Source organism: Seonamhaeicola sp. MEBiC01930 (genome assembly GCF_045277075.1).
Lineage (GTDB): Bacteria > Bacteroidota > Bacteroidia > Flavobacteriales > Flavobacteriaceae > Seonamhaeicola.
The window spans coordinates 997,952-1,020,064 of record NZ_CP104270.1 but is presented as its reverse complement, the minus strand read 5'-3'; the positions used below and the strand labels follow the sequence as shown (position 1 = coordinate 1,020,064).

The window sequence follows — 22,113 nt, the reverse complement described above, 5'->3', positions numbered from 1 at the left end:
CAATTTAGCTCAAATTATATTTGGCTAATCTTATTTATTATATTTGCAAACTTTTGAATTTCTATGAGGTATTTAATAGTCTTAGTTTTTAGCATTTTTTGTTTTCAATTAACCTATTGCCAAATCAATGAAATTGGTTTGTTTGTTGGTGGGAGTAATTTTATTGGAGATGTAGGTGCAACCAGTTATATTTCCCCAAATCAATTAGCTATTGGTGGGATTTATAAATGGAATAGAAGCAAAAGACATTCTTATAGAGCATCATTAATTTTCACGGAGTTAGAGGGAATTGATGTAAATTCAGATGACCCTAGGCGTATTGAAAGAGGTTATGAGTTTTCAAGCACAATAACCGAGTTGTCAGTTGGTATTGAGTTTAGCTTTATTGATTTCAATTTGCATTCAGAAAGAAAAATAGGAACACCATATATGTTTTCTGGAATTACAGCAGCTAAACATGATGATTATTATTTTCTTAACGGGGTGCAAGCATCTGCAAATACTTCTAGTTGGGCAATGGGGATACCAATAACATTGGGTTACAAAGCAACATTTATTGATAATCTTGTTTTTGGGGTTGAGGTTGGTGCTCGTTATACTTTTTCTGATAGTTTAGATGGTAGTTTGCCAGAAGATACGAGTCTTCAAAATTATAGATTTGGTAATATAAATAATGACGATTGGTATGTTTTTTCTGGTATAACATTAACTTATACCTTTGGAGAAAATCCTTGTTACTGCGTAAATTAAAATGAATTTAAAAGAAAGCATACAGAGTAAAAAACTTCCTGAACATATTGCTATAATAATGGATGGCAATGGACGTTGGGCAAAACAAAAAGGAAGGTTGCGGGCTTTTGGACATGAAAACGGTGCTAAATCTGTTAAAAGAACAGTTGAGACATGCACAGAATTAGGGATAAAGCATTTAACACTTTATGCTTTTTCAACAGAGAATTGGAATAGACCAAAATTAGAAGTTCAAACCTTAATGAGGTTGTTGGTTTCTTCGTTGAAAAAAGAAATAAAAACACTTCAAGATAATAATATTAAACTGGCAGCAATTGGTAATTTAAAGTTACTTCCTAAAAAGGTTTTTAACGAGTTAAATGAGGTTATGGACCAAACAAAGTTTAATAGCAGGATGACATTGACTTTGGCCTTAAGTTATGGTTCTAGGGAAGAAATATTAAATACTGTTAAAGAGATTAGTATTAAAGTTAAAAATAACATAATTTCGCCCGACGATATTGGTGAATCAATTATAAATGAGCATCTTTACACGCAAAATTTACCTGATGTAGATTTGCTTATTAGAACAAGCGGAGAGCAACGTATTAGTAATTTTTTACTTTGGCAAATAGCCTATGCAGAATTATTTTTTACTAAGGTGCTTTGGCCTGATTTCACAAAGGAACATTTGTATGAAGCTATTATGGAATATCAAAAACGAGAAAGAAGATTTGGGAAAACAAGTGAACAACTTAACTAAAATTTTGCCTTTTAAAACATATATTAAGTACAGTTTAACATTATTATTTTTTGCTGCAAGTATTTTTAATTCTCTTGCTCAAGACACGTCTATTAGTTCTAGTAAAAAGTATACCATTGGTGAGGTAAATGTTTCTGGAAATACTGCTTTTGGCGAGCAAACAATTATAAATTTTTCTGGTTTAAGGAAGGGACAAGAAATAAATATTCCTGGAGAAGAAATAGGAGCTGCTATTAAAAAACTTTGGGGTACAAAACTTTTCAATAATATTGAAGTTTTTGTTGTTAATGTTGATGGTAATACTGCTAGCTTAGAAATTAGATTAGAGGATTTGCCTCAACTTAATGAGCTCAAAGTTAACGGTGTTAAAAAAGGTAAGATTGAGGGTATTGTTCAAGAGAATAAGCTTACCAAAGGGACTAAGGTAACAGAGAACCTTATTACTACAACCAAAAATTATTTAACTAGGAAATATAGAAAGGAAGGGTTTTTAAACTCTAAGGTACATATCAATACCATTGATGTTAAAGATTCTATAAAAACTTCTAGGGTTAATATGGTTTTAAATATTGACAAAGGAGAGAAAGTGAAGATTAATGATATTGTATTTAATGGTAATACTGCTATTAGTGATAAGAAGCTAAGAAAAGCCATGAAAAGTACCAAAAAGATTAATCGCTTAAGAATTTTAAAACGTTCCAAATATATAGATTCAGCTTATCAAGCAGACCTATCTAGTGTTATAGATAAGTTTAAAGAGAATGGTTATAGAGATGCCCGTATTATTTCAGATACTTTAATTTACAATGATGATAAGACAATCTCTCTTCAAATTGATGTTAAAGAAGGAGATCCTTATACATTTGGAGATATTAAGTTTATCGGAAACACAGTGTTTTCTGATGCTGAGCTTAAAAGAGTACTTCGTATTAACAAGGGTGATACGTACAATGGTGTATTGTTACAAAAAAGAATAGCTGATGATTCTAATCCAGATGCCTTAGATATTACTAATCAATATCAAAATGGTGGTTACTTGTTTTCTAATATCCGTCAGGTTGAAGTAAGCGCTGATAACAATGTAATTGATATGGAAATTAGAATTACAGAGGGTAAACCGGCTTATTTTAATAGTGTATCTGTTGTTGGAAATGACAAAACAAATGATCATGTTGTTTACAGGCAATTAAGAACGCGCCCTGGTCAATTATATAGTAAATCTGATGTGGTTAGAACCGTTAGAGAATTAGGTCAATTAGGATTTTTTGATGCACAAGAAATATCTCCTAATTTTAACAACCCTAATCCGGTTGAAGGTACTATTGATATGGAATACTCGGTTAAAGAAACGGGGTCTAGTCAAATTGAGTTACAAGGTGGTTACGGTGGTGGTGGTTTTATAGGTACCCTAGGTTTATCTTTTAATAACTTCTCTATAAAAGATATCTTTAAAAAGGAAGCGTATAAGCCAATCCCAATGGGAGATGGTCAAAAACTTGCTTTACGTTTACAGGCTAGTAGGTTTTTTCAAACCTATAGTTTTCAGTTTTCCGAGCCTTGGCTTGGGGGTAAAAAACCAGTTCAGTTCTCAACTTCTTTATCGCAAACCAAACAGTTTTTATATAATTATTTAACAGGGAATGCAGATAAAAGTCAGAGTTTTAATATTACAGGTATTACTTTTGGTTTAGCAAAACGATTATCTTCACCAGATGAATATTTTACATTATCCAATGCAATAAGTTTCCAGAGATATGATTTAAATAATTATAATACTGGCTTATTTACTTTTGGTAATGGTTATTCAAATAACTTGTCCTATACTATTGGATTAAGTAGAGATAACACTAGGTTTGATCCTATTTTCCCAACAGGAGGGTCTAAATTCTCAACAACACTTAAATTCTCACTTCCTTACTCTGCTTTTAATGGGGTAAATTACGCTCAACTGGCAGAAGATAGGGAGGAAGCTGTTATTGATGGAGATGCAGATGAAATAGCTCGAATTGATCAGGAAAAATACAAATGGTTAGAGTTTTATAAAATAAACTTTAGAGGAGAATGGTATAATGAAATTGCAAAAGATTTGGTTTTAAGACCGCTAGTTGAATTTGGATTCTTAGGTGCTTATAATAATGACAGAGGTATTATTCCTTTTGAGCGTTTCTTTGTAGGAGGTGATGGTTTGGGTCAATATAGTTTAGATGGAAGAGAGGCTGTTCAGTTACGTGGTTACCCTAATCAATCTTTATCAGATACGGATGGAGGAGCAATTTATAATAAATTCTCTTTAGAGCTTAGATACCCAATTACTTTAAAAGCTTCTGCGAAAATTTATGCTTTAGGTTTTTTAGAGGCGGGTAACTCATATAATAGTTTTAGGGATTTTAATCCGTTTAACGTTAAGCGTTCGGCAGGACTAGGTATTAGAATTTTTATGCCGGCCTTTGGGTTATTAGGAATAGATTTTGGTCACGGATACGACTCTACGTTTGGTCAAACTCAAAAACATGGTTGGGAAACACACTTCATAATTGGACAACAATTTTAATTCAAAAATATTTTTGGCACGATATTTTCTAATAACTGTTTGATGTTTTGTATAAGAATTGAAATTTTTCAGATTAAAATTCGTTAATTTTGAAGATTAAGTGAAAAAACAAAAATATAACAGCATGCAAAACAAAGTTCTTTTTTTACTGATAATAGTTTTACTCAGCATATCATTACATGCTCAAAGAGGTGTAAGAGTGGCTTATATAGACACAGAGTATATTCTAGAAAATGTTCCAGAATATCAGGATGCAGTAGCACAATTAAATCAAAAGGCAGATAAGTGGAAGAATGAAATTGAAGTTAAATTAGGAGCTATTGAGCAGAAACGAAAAGACTTAAGCAATGAAAAGGCGCTTTTAACAAAGGAGCTAATTGATGAACGTGAAGAAGATATCTTTTTTGAAGAAAAGGAAATATTAGATTATCAGCAGAAACGCTTTGGTCCTAGTGGAGATTTGTTTATTCAACAAAAACAATTGATGCAGCCTGTACAAGATCAAATTTTTGCAGCGGTTCAAGATATTGCTGCTAACAGAAAATATGATTTTATTTTTGATAAATCATCAGATGCTACAATGCTTTTTTCTGCAAAGCAATATGATCTTAGTGAAACTGTAATACGAAGTATAACTAGAACAGCTAAAAGAACTCAGGCTCAATCTAAGGTGGAACGTAAAGCTGCAAAAGATGAGGAGTTAGTTCCTGAGATAAATCTAGAGCAAGAAGCTCGAGAAAAAGCTTTGGAGGAAAAGAAAAAAGCTCGAGAAGATGCCATTGAAAAAGCTAGACAAGAAAAACTCGCCATTCGCGAGGCAAAAGTTAAAGAAGCTGAGGCTAGACGTCAAAAAATACTAGATGAGCGAGAAAAGGCAAGACAAGCCAAACTTGATTCTAGAAAAAATGTTGAAGAAAAAGCTTCAGAAACAAAATCTCAGGTGGTAGAAGAATCAGTTGAAAAAAGTGAGACAAAAACAAAAGAGCAACTAATAGAAGAAAATAGACTAAAAAAGTTAGCTGAGAGAGAGGAAAGAAAAAAAGCTTTAGAAGAGAAAAAGAAAAAAATATTAGAGGAAAGGCAGAAAGTTTTGGAAGAAAGACAAAGAATTAGAGACAGTATAAGTAACAGTAAAAATTAATTATATATAACACATTTAACTATTTTAAAAATGAAACATTTAAAAACTATTTTATTAGCAACGGCAGTATGTATAGGAAGTATTAGTTTTTCTCAAGCACAAAGTAAAGTTGCCCACATAAACACCCAAGAATTAATATCTGCAATGCCAGAAATGAAGTCTGCAAAAAGTGAGATTGAAGCGTTAGGTAAAACTTACCAGCAAGATTTTCAAGCTTTAGGAACGGAGTATCAAAATACTGCTAAACAGTATGATGCTGAGGCTGCAACAAAAACAACAGAGGAGAATAATAAGAGAATGGTTGAGTTACAAGAAAAGCAACAACGTATTCAACAATTTCAAGTAGATGCCCAAAAAGATTTACAAAAAAAGGAAATGGATTTATTGCAGCCAATTACAGAAAAAGCTAAAACAGCTATTTTAAAAGTAGCCCGGGCTCAAGGGTTTGATTATGTTTTAGACTCTTCTGTAGGAGTTACAATTTTGGCTGATGGTAAAAATTTACTTGATGATGTTAAAAAGGAATTAGGTATTTAATTTGCCTGAACATAAATAACTTACTTAAAGCTGCTTTTTTAAAAGGCAGCTTTTTTATTTTTGTTTCTGTATGACTGATAAATCTATAGGTATTTTTGATTCTGGTGTAGGAGGAACTTCTATTTGGAAAGAGATTCATTTGCTGTTGCCATATGAAAACACAATATATTTATCAGATAGTTTGAATGCACCTTACGGGCCAAAAGGCAAAAAGGCTATCACGGAATTATGCATTAAGAATACTGAGCTTTTATTAGAAAAAGATTGCAAAATTATTGTAATAGCTTGTAATACGGCAACTACAAATGCTATAGATTATTTAAGAGAAAATTACAAGGTTCCTTTTATTGGCATAGAACCAGCTATAAAACCAGCGGCTTTACAAACTAAAACTAACGCAGTTGGTATATTGGCTACAAAAGGAACATTAACTAGTGAGCTATTCTCAAAAACTTCAGGAAAGTTTGCCAGTAACATTAATGTAGTAGAACAGGTAGGTGAAGGTATAGTTCAGCTTATTGAAAGTGGGAAGTTATATTCAGGTGAAATGACTAATCTTTTAAAAACCTATTTAAAGCCCATGCAAGATGCTAATATTGATTATTTGGTTTTAGGATGTTCTCATTACCCTTATTTAATTCCTCAACTCACAGCATTATTACCTGAACATGTTAAAATAATTGATTCAGGTGAAGCAGTAGCTAAACAAACTAAGGTTGTTTTAAAACAAAATGACTTGCTTAGTACAAGTAGTATTAAACCTAAAAATATATTTTATACTAATGGGCAGCCTGAACTACTAAATAAAATTTTAGAAGATGACGTAGTTACTTCTTATTTGAATTTTTAGTTCAGCCTTTAATTTCATTTTAAGGCTATTTTGTGGATAAATACCTGTTATTTGTATAAAAGAAACCATTTACTTTTTCTTATTTTGGCTGTTCTATGCTACAACCTACCACGTTTCATATAGCTTTAGGAAGTAATAAAGGAGATAAATTAAAAAATCTTCAGAATGCAGTTGATGCTATTCATTTAGAAATAGGTAATATTAAGTTAATTTCCAAAGTATATAAATCACCAGCTTTTGGTTTTGAAAGTGATGATTTTTTAAATGCTTGTTTGGTTCTAGATAGTTATTTAAAACCTGAAAAAGTTTTAGAAGCTTTACTAAAAATTGAAAAGTCATTAGGGCGCACCAGAAAAAGTGGAGAAGGGTATGAAGCCCGTGTTATTGATTTAGATGTTATTCTTGCACAAGATCAAATTATTGATACTGAAATTTTACAGGTGCCCCATCCTGAAATGACAAAACGTAGGTTTGTTCTACAACCTTTATATGATATAGCATCAAAAGTTGAACACCCTAAATTTGAAAAGGAAATCTCTGTTTTATTAGAAGAATGTGAAGATAAATCGGTTTTAGAACCAATAAAAATTTGGTTAAAAAACCCTCGAAAGGCTTATGATTTTTCAAGTTATAACTATATAGCAATTGAGGGCAATATAGGTGCCGGTAAAACAAGTTTAGCAACAATGATAGCACAGGATTTTAATGCTAAACTAATATTAGAACGATTTGCTGATAATCCTTTTCTTCCAAAATTTTATAAAGACGCCACTAGATATGCTTTCCCCTTAGAAATGTCATTTTTAGCGGATAGGTATCAGCAAATATCTGATGATTTGTCGCAATTGGATTTATTTAAAGATTTTATTGTAAGTGATTATGATGTGTTTAAATCATTAATTTTTTCTAAAATCACCTTACAAGATGATGAGTTTAAGCTTTACAGGAAGCTCTTTTATTTAATGTATAAAGATATTGCAAAACCTGAGCGGTATGTATTTCTTTACCAGAACACAGAACGATTGCAGGCTAATATTAAGAAACGAGGGCGTGATTATGAGCAAGATATAGATGACGAATATTTGGAAAAAATTAATTCGGGGTATTTAGAATTTTTAAAATCTTTACAAGGTTCTAATGTAAAAATAATAGATATTTCTAATAAAGATTTTATAAAAAACCGTATTGATTATTTATGGTTATTAGGTGAAATTTGCAGTTATTAATTTAAAACCTACTAATTGGTTGTGTGAATTCTCATCTCACTCTGTTATTTGCTCCAAAACCCAATTAGTTCTAGCCCCAGATACACCGGTGCTTGGACATTTACCTTTGTCCAATAGATCGTTTATAATAGTTTGGATAAGAGTTTTTTGGATGTATTTAGGAACTTCAAATTCAAATTTCTTAGGAGGTTGGTTCTCTAATTTTAAAGTAACGTGATGATCTCCCCAAAAAGGGAAAGATATTTGCCCTTTACTACCAATTATAGTTGTCATTTCGAATTGAGAAGCCTTACTAGTGTTGAAAGCCCACAAGCCTTTTCCAATAATTCCATTTTTAAATTTAAAAATACCAACGGTGATATCATCAGCTTTATAAGTTTCAGATTGATTTTCAGAAAACCCCTTTGCCTCAATGATGGGGCCAAAAATAAAATCTAGTGCATCCAATTGATGTGAAGCTAAATCATAAAAATATCCACCTCCTGCAACTTCTGGATCAACTCGCCAATTATTAGGGAGGTGATGAGTTCCTACAATCTCATTTTCTATGGTCATTTGTACTGCTATATCTACACTTCGAATGTCCCCGATAATATTATTATCAATTAATTCCTTTACCTTAAGTATGTTAGGGAGTGTTCTACGATAATAGGCTACAAATAAAGGAACATTTGCCTTTTTACATGCTTCTACCATTGATTGACATTCTTTATATGAGCGTGCCATTGGTTTTTCTACATAAACTGGTTTTCCAAGTGCGGCTGCTTTCAATGTATATTCAGCATGTGTTTCTGGAGGTGTTGCAATATATATTGCATTTACATCAGGGTCATTCAGTAAATCATCAGCATTGTCATACCACTTTGAAATACCATGACGTTTGGCAAAATCCATTGCTTTATCATAATTTCTCCTCATGACAGCTTTAACACTTGAATTGTGTGTTTGTATAAGAGGTATACCGCTTTTCGTTTCACAAACATCTCCAACTCCAATAATTCCCCAACAAATGTCATTTGTATTTTTCAGTTCCATTTTCTAAAGGTTTTATCTATAGTTGTTACTAAACAATAGGTATGATTAAAAGTAAATTTACAAAATCATATATTCTTTATTATTATTCTATTCAAAATTTAACTGTAGTAATAATGCCTAATCTGTTTTGGGAGATTTATTAAGATAGGTTAGAATGTTTTCTGGATATTTTCTATTTAGAGGATTGTGATGGATATGTATTTGTTTCAAAGATTTTGTAAAAAAACTCTCCAACTATGAATTAAAACAAATAATACACTAAAACTTCCAACTTATAATAAGTTATTAGTTTTAAAAGACTTGGAATAATTTAGTGACAATATATTCTTTATTGTTTTCCAAAAGGTATTCGTTTAAAACTTTAATTTCTTTTACTTTAAAGTTAAAAGGTGGCTTTAAAATGTCTAATCCGCTATCGTGTTTTAACCTTATGCCTTGCCCAGAAATGATATCTTTGTTTGGTGAAAAATTACCAACTGGAATGTGTTCTGTTAAGAGGATAAATTTATAGTGTTGAATTTTTTTAAGAATTCTTTGAATCTCCGTATTAGATAAATGTTGCAACACTTGTCTTAATATAATGCAATCAGCCTGAGGTAGACTGTCTTCTGAAATATCTAAACAGAGAAACTCCAAGTTGTCTTGTTGAAATAATTCTTTATTTCGGCTAATTAAATCGTCAACAATATCCACACCAATATATTTTTTTGCGTATGGTGTAAGGTGCTGTCCAATATTAAAATCACCACACCCAAGGTCGCAAAGGGTTAAAGGTGTTTTAAAAGATTTTAAAAAATTAGTTACCGCCGTAAGATAAGGGTTGATAATTTCAATATTGTGAGAACCTCCACCAGAATAGAAGTCAAAGTTATTTCCACCCCAAAGATGCTTGCTATAGATTTGATTCATAGCGTCTTTGGTTGGCCAGGGTTTCTTAAGATTATTATACAATTTTTTTACATTGATGTTAGTTTGTTAAATATATCCCATATAACCACCCCGCAACTTACAGATATGTTTAAAGAATGTTTAGTGCCAAATTGAGGTATTTCAATTACAAAATTACTAGTACTTACTACGTCTTGAGAAACACCTTTAACTTCGTTACCAAAAACAAGTGCATACGTTGTTTCTGGTAAAGGGTTAAACGTATTAAGCAAGGTAGCTCCTTCAGCTTGCTCAATAGAGCATACTTTTATTCCTTGAGATTTTAATCTTTCAACTAAATCAATGGTACTTTCAACATATTCCCAATCTACGGTATCTGTGCTTCCAAGAGCCGTTTTGTGTATGTCTTTATTTGGTGGTGTAGCTGTAATTCCGCAGAGATAAATCTTTTCTATTAGAAAGGCATCGCTGGTTCTAAACACAGACCCAATATTGTTCAGGCTTCTAATATTATCTAAAATAATGATTAAAGATGTTTTTTTAGCCGTTTTAAAATCATCAACACTTAATCGTTCTAGTTCGCTATTTTTTAGTTTTCTCATGAAATTAATAATCTATACAAATAAAATAAAGTTTTAATTATAACTATAGATTTATCTAATTAAAGAGATAAAACACCCGTTCGACGACACTTAAGTGTTTTTAATCGATACTTTATTGGTATTTTGTGAGTAAAAAGCCTCTATTTTGATAATTTTCTCTTTTATTTGTAGTACAATTATTATAAGTTGTTAATTATTATTAAGCTATGAAACCAAATAGAACAATTTTTAATGCTATTTCTCTCTGTTTAACATTATGCATTCTTTCTTGTGATGTAACTCAGGAAATTGAAAACTTCGAAGTTGAAGTTGATGAAAGAGAAATTGAAAACTTAAATATTCCAGAAGGTTTTAATTTCAGTACACATAAAGAGGTACAGGTAAGTATTAGCGATACCAAAGATTTTGTAAAGTATGAAGTATATGCTTATTCTGATGAGAAATATTTTGCAGGTATGGAGACTTACGAAAATGAAGAAGGTGTTGTGGTTACAGATTCAGTGTTTAAATCAGATGTCTTAAATAATTTAATTTTTACTGGTGTGATTAATAATGGCGCGTTGATTCAAACAATAAGTTTGCCTAATCACTATGATAAATTATACATAAGAAGAAAAGAAGGATTTAAATACGCTGCTTCGGTGGAAAATGTATATAACAATGAAGTTGTTTTTAATGGAGCTTCATTAACTGATAAAAATAGTTTTGTAATTAAAGCCCCCGCTGGAGTTACAGATTATTTGTATTGTGTAAATGGATCCGCTGAATTATTCCAGGTAGATCCACTAACTGGTAACCAGGTTTATTTATCAGATATGCCAATGGGAAGCTATACCTGTGCAATAGATCAAGAGAATAAAGTATTGTATTCTATTGGTAGGAGTAATCCGCATCCTTTAATGAAATATTCTATAGAGAATAATACTTGGGAGACTGTTGCTAATTACGGGAAGGGAGGCCCAAGATTAGATTATAACCCTGATGATAACCTTTTGTATTTTTCAACTGGAGATAAATTGTATACTATAAACCCTGATACGGGTACTGATGTAAACTCTTGGGATATTAATGGATTGCATTTAACTAATGGTGGTGATTTGGTTTTTGCTGATGATGGAACATTATTTCTATGTTCATTTTCGGGGTTATACAGTTTAGAATTAGATAATAACAATGTATATCAAGCTTCAAGAATTAGTGCAGATAATCTTCCGTTTAATCCTACTTCAATGACTTTTGATTCTAATCAAGAATTATGGTTAGCAAGTAATGGAAGTAGTTCAGATTTAATAGTTATGGATACCCAAACCGGTGGTTGGCAGATAAACTGGGGTACAGGAGCTGATAATGATTCTGATTTTGGTAGAACTATTAATGATTTAACCACCTTTAGAGTTTATTCTGATATAATAGACCAAACCGATACAGATAATGATGGTATAATAGATATTGAAGATGAATTTCCAGAAGATGCGGAAAAAGCCTTTGAGGTATTTACACCAAGTAAATATGGGTGGGGAACCTTAGCATTTGAAGATTTATGGCCTTATACGGGAGATTATGATTTTAATGATGTAGCCTTAAACTATAAATGTATAGCTATTTTAAATGCTCAAAATATGGCAGTTCAACTAGATTTTATATATACCGTTAAAGCAAATGGTGCCGGCTTTAAAAATGGGTTTGGTTTTGAAATAGAGAACCTAACACCATCACAAATAGAAAGTGTAACAGGTACCGTTTTAAATGAAGGCTTTGTTAATGTTAGTGCAAATGGCACTGAAAGTAATCAGGAGAATGCGGTTGTTATAATTTTTGATAATGTTCATGAAAGGTTTGGCAAGGAAACTACAGTTTCTATTAAGTTTACTCAGCCAATAAGTACTGCTACTTTAGGTGTAGCACCTTTTAATCCTTTTATAATAGTAAATGCAGAAAGAGAAAAAGAAGTTCATTTACCGTCAAAAAGCGCCACGAGTTTAGGTAATAATTTATATCAGGTACAAGAAGGGTACCCAAAAGATTCAGATGGAAATTATTTATCTGATACTGGGTTGCCATGGGCTATTAATGTGGTGCATGACTTTAAAGTTCCTAACGAAGGAGTAAGGGTCAATGAAGCGTATAATTATTTTAACCAGTGGGCTACATCCGGTGGAACCAATAATACGGATTGGTATAAGGATAGTCCAGGGAATAGGAATGTAGATAAAATTCAAAATTAGATATATTTGAAAAGTCAGTTAACATAACTGACTTTTCTTACTTTTAAGAGATGTTTTTTAAATTTTCTTACCGTTCATCGAAAAAATGAAATATAGTTGAGAGAATTTTATAGTAAAAAATCGACGAAATACACATTTTAACGTTTATTTGCTAAAAAATACTCTCAATAATGAAATTAATTAGCCCCAAACTAATAATAGCATGTCTTGTATTGCTATTTATTTTTTCTTGTGATGTCACACAAGAAATTGAAGATTTTAAAAATGTAACCCCTGAAACAGAAACTCCTGTTTCTGAAGATCCCATAGATAATTTAAACATACCCTCGGGATTTGATTTCAGTACTCACAAGGAGGTTAAGGTTACTATTAATGATACTGGAGATAATGTGAGATATGATATTTTTGTTTATTCTGACGAAAAGGAATTTGTTAGAATTGAAACCTATGAAAATGAGGAAGGGCAGATGGTAACTGATTCTGTATTTAATTCAGGTATATTAGATAAGTTAATATTTAATGGTGTTATTAAAAATGGAAAAATAACTCAAACGATAGCCGTTCCTGAACATTTTGATCAATTATATATTCGTAGGAAAAATAATTTAAAATATTCATCAGAAGTAGTTACTATCTCAAATGGTGAAGTTAATTATTTTGGTTCTGATTCTACAAGTAAAGTCTTTGGTAAAAGTAATAATGAAAGTGATATTTTTTATTGTGTAAATGGTAATGGTGAATTATTTCAGGTTGATCCATTTACTGGAGCATATACACTACTTTGTAATATGCCAATGGGTAGTTATACTTGTGCCATAGATCAGGAAAATAAATTACTTTATTCAATAGGAAGAAGTAGGCCTAATCCTTTAATGAAATATTCCATTGAAAATAATTCTTGGGAAACAATTACAGATTTAGAAATAGGCGGACCAAGATTAGATTTTAATGAAGATGATGGGATGTTGTATTTTTCTAATTGGGACAAGGTCTATACCATTAACCCAAGTAATGGGTCAATTACTGATACTAAAGATATGGATGGAGCTCTTTTAGGAGGTGATCTTGTTTTTGCTGAAGATGGTACAATGTATATGTGTTCCTTTACTGGTTTGTACCAAGTGGAATTGGATGGAGATGGAGTATATCAAAGAACATATATTAGTTCTACTGTGCCTTTAAATTTAACATCAATGGAATTTGATTCCGATGGTCAATTATGGCTTGCAGACGCCTGGTTTGGTAATTCTGATTTAATGACTGTAGATTTACAAACAGGATCATGGCAATACGTTTATGGTGTGTCTGCAAATAACGGAACTAATTTCAGTCGTAAAATTAACGATTTAGCAATCTTGAATGCCGTAGAGGAAGTTGTAGAGATTCCAGACGCAGATGGCGATGGAATAGCCGATTACGATGATGCTTTTCCCAATGATCCGGATAGAGCTTTTGTTGCATTTACACCAAGTGAAAGCGGTTGGGGAACCTTTGCGTTTGAAGATTTGTGGCCACATACAGGAGACTATGATTTTAACGATGTAGCGCTTAATTACAGATTTAAAGCGTATTTAAATGCTCAAAATAATATAGTTCAGCTAGACTTTAGTTATTATGTAAAAGCCAATGGAGCAGGTTTAGTGAATGGATTTGGTTTAGAGATAGAATCTTTAACTCCTGGTCAGATAGAAAGTGTTACGGGGCTAGATTTAAAGCATGGTTTTGTTAATATAGCTGGAAATGGAACGGAAAGTGGTCAAGACAATGCAGTTTTTGTAATGTTTGATGATGCTAGATCAATGCTTGGTAGGGAAGTTACAGTATCTATTTTACTATCACAACCAGTAAACCCGAATAGTATGGAGCCCGCACCATTTAATCCTTTTATTATTGTTGGAAAAGAAAGAGAAAAGGAAGTGCATTTGCCATTTAAAAACCCTACCTCTTTGGGTGATAACCTACCAGATGTGGTTGGATCAAATAGGGACTTAGATGGTAATTATGTTACTGAATCTGGTTTGCCATGGGCAATTAACGTGGCCTATGATTTTAAAGTTCCAAATGAAAGAATACAAATTATTGATGCTTATAATTTCTTTTCAAATTGGGCGTCTTCGGGTGGGTCTACCAATGATGACTGGTATAAAGATGATCCAGGTAATATAAATTCAGATAAGGTTTCAAATAATTAGTACAACCTTGATAAATAAAGATATTTTCAGCCTCTAATAAAAAATTAGAGGCTTTTTTGTTAAAATCTCTCTTCATTTGTAGATAACTTGTCGGTTATCAGTTTTACAAAAGCACAAATAATATTTACATTAGCATTCTTACTTCCTTGAAAAGAAGAACCTAAAACCTCATTAATTTTGGCAAAGAAAGAGACACCCCTGATGAAGCAATATAATGCTATTAAAGCAAAATATCCAGATGCTTTATTGCTTTTTCGAGTAGGAGATTTTTATGAAACTTTTGGTACAGATGCTGTTAAAACGGCAGGTATTTTAGGGATTATTTTAACCAAACGTGGCGCTGGCAGCGAGAGTGAAACAGAACTAGCGGGATTCCCTCATCATTCATTAAATACGTATTTGCCAAAACTTGTTAAGGCAGGCGAACGGGTTGCAATTTGTGACCAGCTTGAAGACCCAAAATTAACAAAAAAGATTGTTAAACGTGGGGTGACAGAGTTAGTTACCCCAGGAGTAGCTTTAAATGATGAGGTCTTGGTATCAAAATCTAATAACTTTTTATGTTCAGTATATTTTGATAAAAAAAATATAGGAATATCATTTTTAGATATTTCTACGGGTGAGTTTTTAACTTCTCAGGGTAACCTTGAGTATATAGACAAGTTGCTTCAGAATTTTAGCCCTAGTGAGGTTTTAGTATCTAAGCAAAAACGTAATCAATTCAATGAAGCTTTTGGAAATGATTTTCATACGTTTTATATAGAAGATTGGGTGTATCAAACAGATTATACTTATGAGATACTTACTAAACATTTCGACACTAAAACACTTAAAGGTTTCGGTATTGAAAATTTATATGAAGGTATTATAGCATCAGGTTCTATCTTGCACTATTTAGGAGAGACCCAACATCATAAATTACAACACATCACTTCTATTTCTAGAATAGCAGAAGATGATTATGTATGGATGGATAAATTCACAATTAGAAATTTAGAACTTTATAATTCAACAAATCTTAATGCTGTTACTCTATTGCAAGTTATAGATAAAACAATTTCAGCAATGGGTGGACGCATGCTTAAACGTTGGTTGGCATTGCCTTTAAAAAGTCTTGATAAAATTAAACAACGCCATGAAGTAGTTAAATTTTTAACTGAAAATATAGAGGTACATCATAAGATTCAAAACTATATTAATCAGATTGGAGATTTGGAGCGCCTTATTTCAAAAACGGCAACGGGAAAAGTAAGTCCACGTGAAGTTATTCAACTTAAAAATTCAATAGAAGCTATAGTTCCAATTAAAGGGTTGGCTTCAAACTGTAGTAACGAATCATTAAAAATTATTGGAGATACACTACAAGGGTGTGATGTGCTAAGAGAGAAAATAAAAACAACTTTAAATGAAGATGCTCCGGTAAATGTGTTAAAAGGTAACACTATTGCTATGGGGTTTTCATCTGAGCTGGATGAATTAAGAGGCTTGTCAAAATCCGGTAAAGATTACTTAGATAGTATGCTAGAACGTGAAAGTGAACGTACAGGTATACCATCTTTAAAAATAGCTTCAAATAATGTGTTTGGTTATTATATTGAAGTTAGGAATACCCATAAAGATAAGGTTCCTGAAGAATGGATTAGGAAGCAAACTTTAGTAAATGCCGAACGTTATATTACAGAAGAACTTAAAGAATACGAAGCCAAAATATTAGGAGCTGAAGATAGAATACAAACACTAGAGCAACAGTTATTTGCGGATTTAGTAGTTTGGATGAATAGATATATTAAGGCAATACAACAAAATGCTTTTTTAATTGGTCAGCTAGATTGTTTATGTGGTTTTGCACAATTGGCAAATGATAATAATTATATATATCCTTCAATTGATGAGTCGTTTGATTTAGAAATTAAAAATGGGCGTCATCCAGTTATTGAAAAACAATTGCCAATTGGTGAAGTGTACATAGCTAATGATGTTTTTTTAGATAGAAAGGAACAGCAAATTATTATGATTACAGGTCCTAATATGTCTGGTAAATCAGCTATTTTACGTCAAACGGCACTAATAGTTTTGTTAGCGCAAATAGGGAGCTTTGTGCCAGCAGATAGGGCTCGTATTGGTTTGGTGGACAAAATTTTCACCAGAGTAGGTGCTAGTGATAATATTTCAATGGGAGAGTCTACTTTCATGGTTGAGATGAATGAGACAGCTTCAATCTTAAATAACATTTCAGAGAGAAGTTTGGTTTTACTAGATGAAATAGGAAGAGGAACAAGTACTTATGATGGTATTTCTATTGCTTGGGCTATTAGTGAGTATTTACATGAGCACCCAGCAAAACCTAAAACCTTATTTGCCACGCATTATCATGAGCTTAACGAAATGACCGAAACTTTTGAGCGTATAAAAAACTTTAATGTTTCTGTGAAGGAGTTGAAAAATAATGTACTGTTTTTAAGAAAATTAGTTGAAGGTGGAAGCGCACATAGTTTTGGTATTCATGTTGCTAAAATGGCTGGTATGCCGCAGCAAGTGTTACACAAAGCAAATAAAATATTGAAAAAATTAGAGCAATCTCACTCCAGTGAAGAGTTAACAGATAAAGTTAAGTCTTTAAATGATGAAATGCAGTTAAGCTTTTTTAACTTAGACGACCCTTTACTAGAAAATATAAAAGAAGAAATACTACATACTGATATTGATACACTTACACCTGTTGAAGCTTTAATGAAACTTAATGAAATAAAGCGCATGCTGGTTAAGAAAAAGCAAGCTTAAAATAAATTTTATTTATTTTTAAAAAAGGCTTTGCTATTCATAGAAATATTTTAAATTTGCATCCGCAATCAAGAGATTGTACGTTCATAAACAAAGACTGCGAAAGTAGCTCAGGGGTAGAGCATCACCTTGCCAAGGTGAGGGTCGCGGGTTCAAATCCCGTCTTTCGCTCTGAGACTTTTTAAAAATATACCAATGTCGATTTGTGGTTAACACAATCGAACATGCTGAAGTGGTGGAATTGGTAGACACGTTGGACTTAAAATCCAATGGCCCTTGGGCCGTGCGGGTTCAAGTCCCGCCTTCAGTACAAAGCCTTTGCAAGATTTCTTGTAAAGGCTTTTTTTATTCAGTTAAATAGATATAAAAAAAAGCAGCCAATTGGCTGCTTTTTAATTTTTAAAGTTTGGTAAATTAGTGACCAGTCACTTCTTTAACTTTATCTTTAGCAGCATCCGCAGCATTATCTACCGCTTCACCAGCAGCCTCAACCGCATTGTCTACCGCTTCACCGGCAGCCTCGGCAGCGTTATCTACCGCTTCACCAGCAGCCTCAACAGCTTCACCAGCAGCGTCAACAGCTTCACTTGCAGCCTCCTCAACAGCTTCACCAGCAGCCTCGGCAGCGTTTTCAACTGCATCAGCAGCATCTTCAGCTTTTTTAGTATCCCTACAAGAAGTAAAAGATAAACTTAATACCAGTAAAACTGCAGTACTTAAAATTAATTTTTTCATTGTCATTGTTTTAGTGTTAATTAATTAGGTTTATAAAAACTCATATTACGAATTTAATAGAATTTTAATAACATTGAAATGATATTGTTAAAAATTTTAACAAACAATAATAAATTCAAGTTATTTACGTAGATAATCTAAGATTTGGATTACGGAACCTTTATTTTCTTTAACGTAATTCAAATTTTTTGACCCACTTTCACGACGTAAGTCACTATTACTAATTAATTTATTTAAAATAACAGTAAATTCATCCTCATTAGAAACTGAGAACATGCCACCTCTGTTTATCATTTCTTGAGCTTCGGGAAATTTGCCGTGGTTTTTTCCAATAATAATTGGTATACCAAAAGTAGCTGGTTCAAGCGTGTTATGTAAACCGGTATTTCCAATGGCTCCACCAACGTATGCCATATCTGCATAATGGTAAATTTTTGTTAGTAAACCAATGGTATCTATTATAAAAACTTGAGCTTCTTCAAGGTTTTCTTGCTCTTTAGAAGAGTGCAAAATACTTTTAGTCTTTAGTTTTTCTTTTAGATTGTTAATTTGATTAGATTTTATATTATGCGGGGCAATAATAAATTTAACTTCCTCAGATTTTAAGGAGTTAATATAATTGGTAATTATAACTTCTCCTTCTGGCCAGGTGCTGCCAGCTACAACACAAAGTTTGTTGTCCTTAAATTGCTCTATAAAATCTAAAGTGTTATCTTGTTGTAACTGACTGTAAACCCTGTCAAAACGCGTATCTCCAGTAACAGTTACATTTTTGTAATTTATACCGCTTAATAAGGATTTAGAATTCTCATTTTGCGTAAAAATATGTTCAAATGCAAATAAAGCTTCCTTAAGTTGTTTTCCATAAAATTTGAAATAAGATTGGTTGCTTCTAAAACTTGCAGAAATGAGAACAGCTTTTAAGTTTCTTCGTTTTATTTCACTTAAAAAATTTGGCCAAATATCATATTTAACAAAAATGGTAAGTTCTGGATTAATAATATTTAAAAAACGTTTAGCGTTCTTTTTTGTATCTAAGGGAAGATAAACAACTACATCAGCAATTTCCGCATTTTTTCTAATTTCATATCCGGAAGGTGAAAAAAAACTAAGAACAATTTTATGTTCCTTATATATCTTTCTTACTTCCTTAAAAACAGGTAAACCTTGTTCGTATTCACCTAAAGAAGCACAATGGAACCAAAGTGTTTTGTCTTTTACTTTTAAATATTTTGATAAAATACTATAAGTTTCAATGCGCCCTTTAACACCTAATTTAATTTTATCATTAAATGGAGCTATGCATTTTAAACCAAAAGAAGTTAAAAAAACACCAATGTTATAAATAAAATCCAATATCATTTATTTGTTGCTAAAATACAGTTCTTAAAACAATTTCATTGGTTTAGGTATGTGATTTTTTGTAATTTCGTAAGGTCAAAACTCTTTGTTGAACTAATTTAGTTTTCAATAATAAAATGGAGTTATAATTCTTTCAGATGAAGAAAATTCAAATGGTAGACCTAAAAGGTCAATATAGCGGTATTAAAGACGTTGTAAATCCTTCTATACAAGAAGTTATTGAAACCACATCATTTATTAATGGACCTAAGGTTCATGAATTTCAGAAAAATTTAGAAAACTATTTAGGTGTAAAACATGTTATTCCTTGTGCCAATGGTACGGATGCTTTACAAATAGCCATGATGGGTTTGGGTTTAAAACCCGGAGATGAGGTTATTACGGCTGATTTTACTTTTGCTGCTACTGTAGAGGTAATAGCTTTACTAAATTTAACTCCTGTTTTAGTTGATGTTAATCCTGATGATTTTAATATTAGTATTGAAGCTATAAAGAAAGCTATTACACCAAAAACAAAAGCTATAGTGCCAGTTCATCTATTTGGTCAATGTGCCAATATGGAGGCTATTATGGCAATAGCAAGAGAGCATAACTTATTTGTAATAGAAGATAATGCTCAAGCTATAGGTGCTAATTATACCTATGAAGACGGAACAAAAGTAAAAGTTGGTACTATTGGTAATGTTGGAGCCACTTCATTTTTTCCTTCTAAAAATTTAGGTTGTTACGGAGATGGTGGCGCAATTTTTACCAATGATGATGAACTAGCACATACTATTAGAGGTGTAGTAAATCATGGAATGTATGTAAGATATCATCATGATGTTGTAGGAGTTAACTCAAGATTAGATAGTATTCAGGCAGCCGTGTTAGATGCCAAATTACCTCTTTTAGATGGTTATAATAATAGCAGAAGAGAGGCTGCTAACAAATATGATAATGCTTTTGAAGGGGTTTCAAGTATAGAAACACCTCATAGATATGGTGCAGAAGACAATCACGTATTTCATCAATATACACTAAAAGTTAAGGGGGTTGATAGAGATACTTTAGCTAAACATTTAAATGAAAATGGTATTCCCTGTGGTGTTTATTATCCAATTCCGCTTCATAAGCAGAAAGCTTACTTAGATGATAGATATAAAGAGGAAGATTTTACAGTGACTAATCAGTTAGTAAAAGAGGTAATTTCATTACCAATGCATACTGAATTAGATGATGAACAAATAGAATATATTACAGCAACCGTTATAAAATTTGTAAATGGATAAAATATTAGTAACAGGTGGTTTAGGGTTTATAGGATCCCACACCGTTGTAGAATTACAAGAGGCAGGTTATGAAGTTGTTATTATTGATGACTTGTCAAATTCATCTGAAAATGTACTAGATGGCATCAATGCAATAACTGGAAAAATGCCAGCTTTTGAAAAAATTGATTTAAAGGAAAAGGCTGATGTTGAGGCTTTTTTTAAAAAGCATAGTGATGTAAAAGGAGTTATTCATTTTGCAGCAAGTAAGGCAGTTGGAGAAAGTGTAAATGAACCATTAATGTATTATGAAAATAATATTGGCACATTGGTATACTTGTTAAAAGAGTTAAAAAAATTATCTGAAGCTAGTTTTATTTTTAGTTCGTCTTGTACGGTATATGGTCAAGCAGATGAGTTACCTATTACAGAAAATGCTCCTGTTAAAGAAGCAGAGTCTCCTTATGGTAATACAAAGCAAATTGGAGAGGAAATTATTAGAGATACTTGTAAAGTTGTTCCAACTTTAAAAGCTATTGCTCTTAGATATTTTAATCCTGTCGGTTCACATGAATCCGCTGAAATAGGAGAGTTGCCAATTGGTGTTCCGCAGAATTTAGTGCCTTTTATTACTCAAACTGCTGCAGGGATTAGAGAGCAATTATCTGTTTTTGGAGATGATTATCCAACTCCTGATGGAACTTGTATACGTGATTATATTCATGTTGTTGATTTGGCCAAGGCTCATTTAGTGGCTTTGGAAAGATTGCTTCAAAATAAGAATGCGGCTAATTATGAAACATTTAATTTAGGAACTGGTAAGGGTAGTTCTGTTTTAGAAGTTGTGCAATCTTTTGAGCGTGTTTCAAATGAAAAACTTAATTACAAAATAGTAGATAGAAGAGAGGGCGATGTTATTTCAGCTTATGCAGATACAGCTAAAGCTAAAGAGCAATTAGGTTGGGAAACAAAACTCGATCTGGATGATGCAATGCGCTCAGCTTGGAAATGGGAACAAAAAGTAAGAGGAGTTTAATCTTTTGACTAGAATTTGATAAACAAAAAAGCCAATTATTTTAATAATTGGCTTTTTTGTTTTAGATGATTTATTGTTATTACCAGCAGGGTTTTTAGGGGTAAATTATTATCGGGGTTTACCCTTAAGATGGTTTTTAAGATTGTTTTATGAGATTTTGTAGGTTAAAGATTGTATATTTAAAATGCTAATTGTAGGTGATAATTTGGC

Annotated in this window: 17 protein-coding genes and 2 tRNA genes; 14 read left to right on the top strand and 5 right to left on the bottom strand. The window is 32.1% G+C overall.

The genetic code is table 11. The annotated features are described in order from the left end of the window. Nucleotides 1-63: 63 nt before the first annotated feature. From N1F78_RS04460 to folK, 7 genes are all read left to right on the top strand, one after another. Nucleotides 64-750 carry a DUF6089 family protein gene (locus tag N1F78_RS04460; RefSeq protein WP_406684982.1) on the top strand — a complete coding sequence of 229 codons (687 nt, stop codon included), beginning with the start codon at nucleotides 64-66 and terminating at the stop codon, nucleotides 748-750. A gap of 1 nt (nucleotide 751) precedes the next feature. After that, complete coding sequence (locus N1F78_RS04455; protein WP_406684981.1) at nucleotides 752-1,492, top strand: isoprenyl transferase; 741 nt, start codon at nucleotides 752-754, stop codon at nucleotides 1,490-1,492. Then, nucleotides 1,425-4,043, top strand: coding sequence for an outer membrane protein assembly factor (locus tag N1F78_RS04450; RefSeq protein WP_406684980.1), 2,619 nt, complete (start codon nucleotides 1,425-1,427; stop codon nucleotides 4,041-4,043). The genes N1F78_RS04455 and N1F78_RS04450 overlap by 68 nt, the downstream gene beginning before the upstream one ends. Before the next feature lie 124 nt (nucleotides 4,044-4,167). Continuing rightward, nucleotides 4,168-5,184, top strand: a complete 1,017-nt coding sequence (locus N1F78_RS04445) for an OmpH family outer membrane protein (RefSeq protein ID WP_406684979.1) — start codon at nucleotides 4,168-4,170, stop codon at nucleotides 5,182-5,184. A 30-nt stretch (nucleotides 5,185-5,214) separates the two neighbouring features. Further along, nucleotides 5,215-5,721 carry an OmpH family outer membrane protein gene (locus N1F78_RS04440; protein ID WP_406684978.1) on the top strand — a complete coding sequence of 169 codons (507 nt, stop codon included), beginning with the start codon at nucleotides 5,215-5,217 and terminating at the stop codon, nucleotides 5,719-5,721. Between the two features lie 70 nt (nucleotides 5,722-5,791). Continuing rightward, nucleotides 5,792-6,571 (top strand): glutamate racemase, encoded by a 780-nt coding sequence (gene murI, locus N1F78_RS04435; protein WP_406684977.1) that lies wholly within the window; start codon nucleotides 5,792-5,794, stop codon nucleotides 6,569-6,571. Between the two features lie 95 nt (nucleotides 6,572-6,666). Continuing rightward, nucleotides 6,667-7,797 carry a 2-amino-4-hydroxy-6-hydroxymethyldihydropteridine diphosphokinase gene (gene folK, locus N1F78_RS04430; RefSeq protein ID WP_406684976.1) on the top strand — a complete coding sequence of 377 codons (1,131 nt, stop codon included), beginning with the start codon at nucleotides 6,667-6,669 and terminating at the stop codon, nucleotides 7,795-7,797. Between the two features lie 36 nt (nucleotides 7,798-7,833). On the opposite strand, the gene N1F78_RS04425 is transcribed toward folK, so the two are convergent. From N1F78_RS04425 to N1F78_RS04415, 3 genes are all read right to left on the bottom strand, one after another. Further along, a complete protein-coding gene (locus tag N1F78_RS04425; protein ID WP_406684975.1) occupies nucleotides 7,834-8,832 on the bottom strand; it encodes a Gfo/Idh/MocA family protein in 999 nt (332 codons plus the stop codon). 291 nt (nucleotides 8,833-9,123) lie between these two features. Continuing rightward, a complete protein-coding gene (locus tag N1F78_RS04420) occupies nucleotides 9,124-9,741 on the bottom strand; it encodes a class I SAM-dependent methyltransferase (RefSeq protein ID WP_406685664.1) in 618 nt (205 codons plus the stop codon). 47 nt (nucleotides 9,742-9,788) lie between these two features. Next, nucleotides 9,789-10,322 (bottom strand): RNA methyltransferase, encoded by a 534-nt coding sequence (locus N1F78_RS04415; RefSeq protein WP_406684974.1) that lies wholly within the window; start codon nucleotides 10,320-10,322, stop codon nucleotides 9,789-9,791. 206 nt (nucleotides 10,323-10,528) lie between these two features. Between N1F78_RS04415 and N1F78_RS04410 the strand changes: the two genes are divergently transcribed. From N1F78_RS04410 to N1F78_RS04390, 5 genes are all read left to right on the top strand, one after another. Then, on the top strand, nucleotides 10,529-12,547 hold the full coding sequence (locus N1F78_RS04410) for an LruC domain-containing protein (protein ID WP_406684973.1): 2,019 nt from the start codon (nucleotides 10,529-10,531) through the stop codon (nucleotides 12,545-12,547). Nucleotides 12,548-12,717: 170 nt separating this feature from the next. Next, the gene (locus N1F78_RS04405; RefSeq protein WP_406684972.1) at nucleotides 12,718-14,739 is read left to right on the top strand and encodes an LruC domain-containing protein; all 2,022 of its coding nucleotides are present in this window, start codon (nucleotides 12,718-12,720) and stop codon (nucleotides 14,737-14,739) included. A gap of 201 nt (nucleotides 14,740-14,940) precedes the next feature. Then, nucleotides 14,941-17,520, top strand: coding sequence for a DNA mismatch repair protein MutS (gene mutS / locus N1F78_RS04400; RefSeq protein WP_406685663.1), 2,580 nt, complete (start codon nucleotides 14,941-14,943; stop codon nucleotides 17,518-17,520). Nucleotides 17,521-17,619: 99 nt separating this feature from the next. Further along, nucleotides 17,620-17,691 (top strand) — tRNA-Gly (locus tag N1F78_RS04395). Nucleotides 17,692-17,746: 55 nt separating this feature from the next. Continuing rightward, nucleotides 17,747-17,830, top strand: a tRNA-Leu gene (locus N1F78_RS04390). 104 nt (nucleotides 17,831-17,934) lie between these two features. On the opposite strand, the gene N1F78_RS04385 is transcribed toward N1F78_RS04390, so the two are convergent. Further along, nucleotides 17,935-18,255 (bottom strand): hypothetical protein, encoded by a 321-nt coding sequence (locus N1F78_RS04385; RefSeq protein ID WP_406684971.1) that lies wholly within the window; start codon nucleotides 18,253-18,255, stop codon nucleotides 17,935-17,937. Nucleotides 18,256-18,375: 120 nt separating this feature from the next. Further along, a complete protein-coding gene (locus N1F78_RS04380) occupies nucleotides 18,376-19,617 on the bottom strand; it encodes a 3-deoxy-D-manno-octulosonic acid transferase (RefSeq protein WP_406684970.1) in 1,242 nt (413 codons plus the stop codon). A 137-nt stretch (nucleotides 19,618-19,754) separates the two neighbouring features. On the opposite strand from N1F78_RS04380, the gene N1F78_RS04375 reads away from it, so the two are divergent. Beyond that, entirely contained in the window at nucleotides 19,755-20,888 is a 1,134-nt protein-coding gene (locus N1F78_RS04375; protein WP_406684969.1) for a DegT/DnrJ/EryC1/StrS family aminotransferase, read from the top strand. Next, nucleotides 20,881-21,903 (top strand): UDP-glucose 4-epimerase GalE, encoded by a 1,023-nt coding sequence (gene galE / locus N1F78_RS04370; RefSeq protein ID WP_406684968.1) that lies wholly within the window; start codon nucleotides 20,881-20,883, stop codon nucleotides 21,901-21,903. Before N1F78_RS04375 ends, galE begins: the two co-directional genes overlap by 8 nt. Nucleotides 21,904-22,113: the final 210 nt, after the last annotated feature.

Coding starts and splice junctions, on each gene's coding strand:
- N1F78_RS04460 (WP_406684982.1), top strand. CDS start 64: ATGAGGTATTTAATAGTCTTAGTTTTTAGCATTTTTTGTTTTCAATTA.
- N1F78_RS04455 (WP_406684981.1), top strand. CDS start 752: ATGAATTTAAAAGAAAGCATACAGAGTAAAAAACTTCCTGAACATATT.
- N1F78_RS04450 (WP_406684980.1), top strand. CDS start 1,425: ATGAAGCTATTATGGAATATCAAAAACGAGAAAGAAGATTTGGGAAAA.
- N1F78_RS04445 (WP_406684979.1), top strand. CDS start 4,168: ATGCAAAACAAAGTTCTTTTTTTACTGATAATAGTTTTACTCAGCATA.
- N1F78_RS04440 (WP_406684978.1), top strand. CDS start 5,215: ATGAAACATTTAAAAACTATTTTATTAGCAACGGCAGTATGTATAGGA.
- murI (WP_406684977.1), top strand. CDS start 5,792: ATGACTGATAAATCTATAGGTATTTTTGATTCTGGTGTAGGAGGAACT.
- folK (WP_406684976.1), top strand. CDS start 6,667: ATGCTACAACCTACCACGTTTCATATAGCTTTAGGAAGTAATAAAGGA.
- N1F78_RS04425 (WP_406684975.1), bottom strand. CDS start 8,832: ATGGAACTGAAAAATACAAATGACATTTGTTGGGGAATTATTGGAGTT.
- N1F78_RS04420 (WP_406685664.1), bottom strand. CDS start 9,741: ATGAATCAAATCTATAGCAAGCATCTTTGGGGTGGAAATAACTTTGAC.
- N1F78_RS04415 (WP_406684974.1), bottom strand. CDS start 10,322: ATGAGAAAACTAAAAAATAGCGAACTAGAACGATTAAGTGTTGATGAT.
- N1F78_RS04410 (WP_406684973.1), top strand. CDS start 10,529: ATGAAACCAAATAGAACAATTTTTAATGCTATTTCTCTCTGTTTAACA.
- N1F78_RS04405 (WP_406684972.1), top strand. CDS start 12,718: ATGAAATTAATTAGCCCCAAACTAATAATAGCATGTCTTGTATTGCTA.
- mutS (WP_406685663.1), top strand. CDS start 14,941: ATGAAGCAATATAATGCTATTAAAGCAAAATATCCAGATGCTTTATTG.
- N1F78_RS04385 (WP_406684971.1), bottom strand. CDS start 18,255: ATGAAAAAATTAATTTTAAGTACTGCAGTTTTACTGGTATTAAGTTTA.
- N1F78_RS04380 (WP_406684970.1), bottom strand. CDS start 19,617: ATGATATTGGATTTTATTTATAACATTGGTGTTTTTTTAACTTCTTTT.
- N1F78_RS04375 (WP_406684969.1), top strand. CDS start 19,755: ATGAAGAAAATTCAAATGGTAGACCTAAAAGGTCAATATAGCGGTATT.
- galE (WP_406684968.1), top strand. CDS start 20,881: ATGGATAAAATATTAGTAACAGGTGGTTTAGGGTTTATAGGATCCCAC.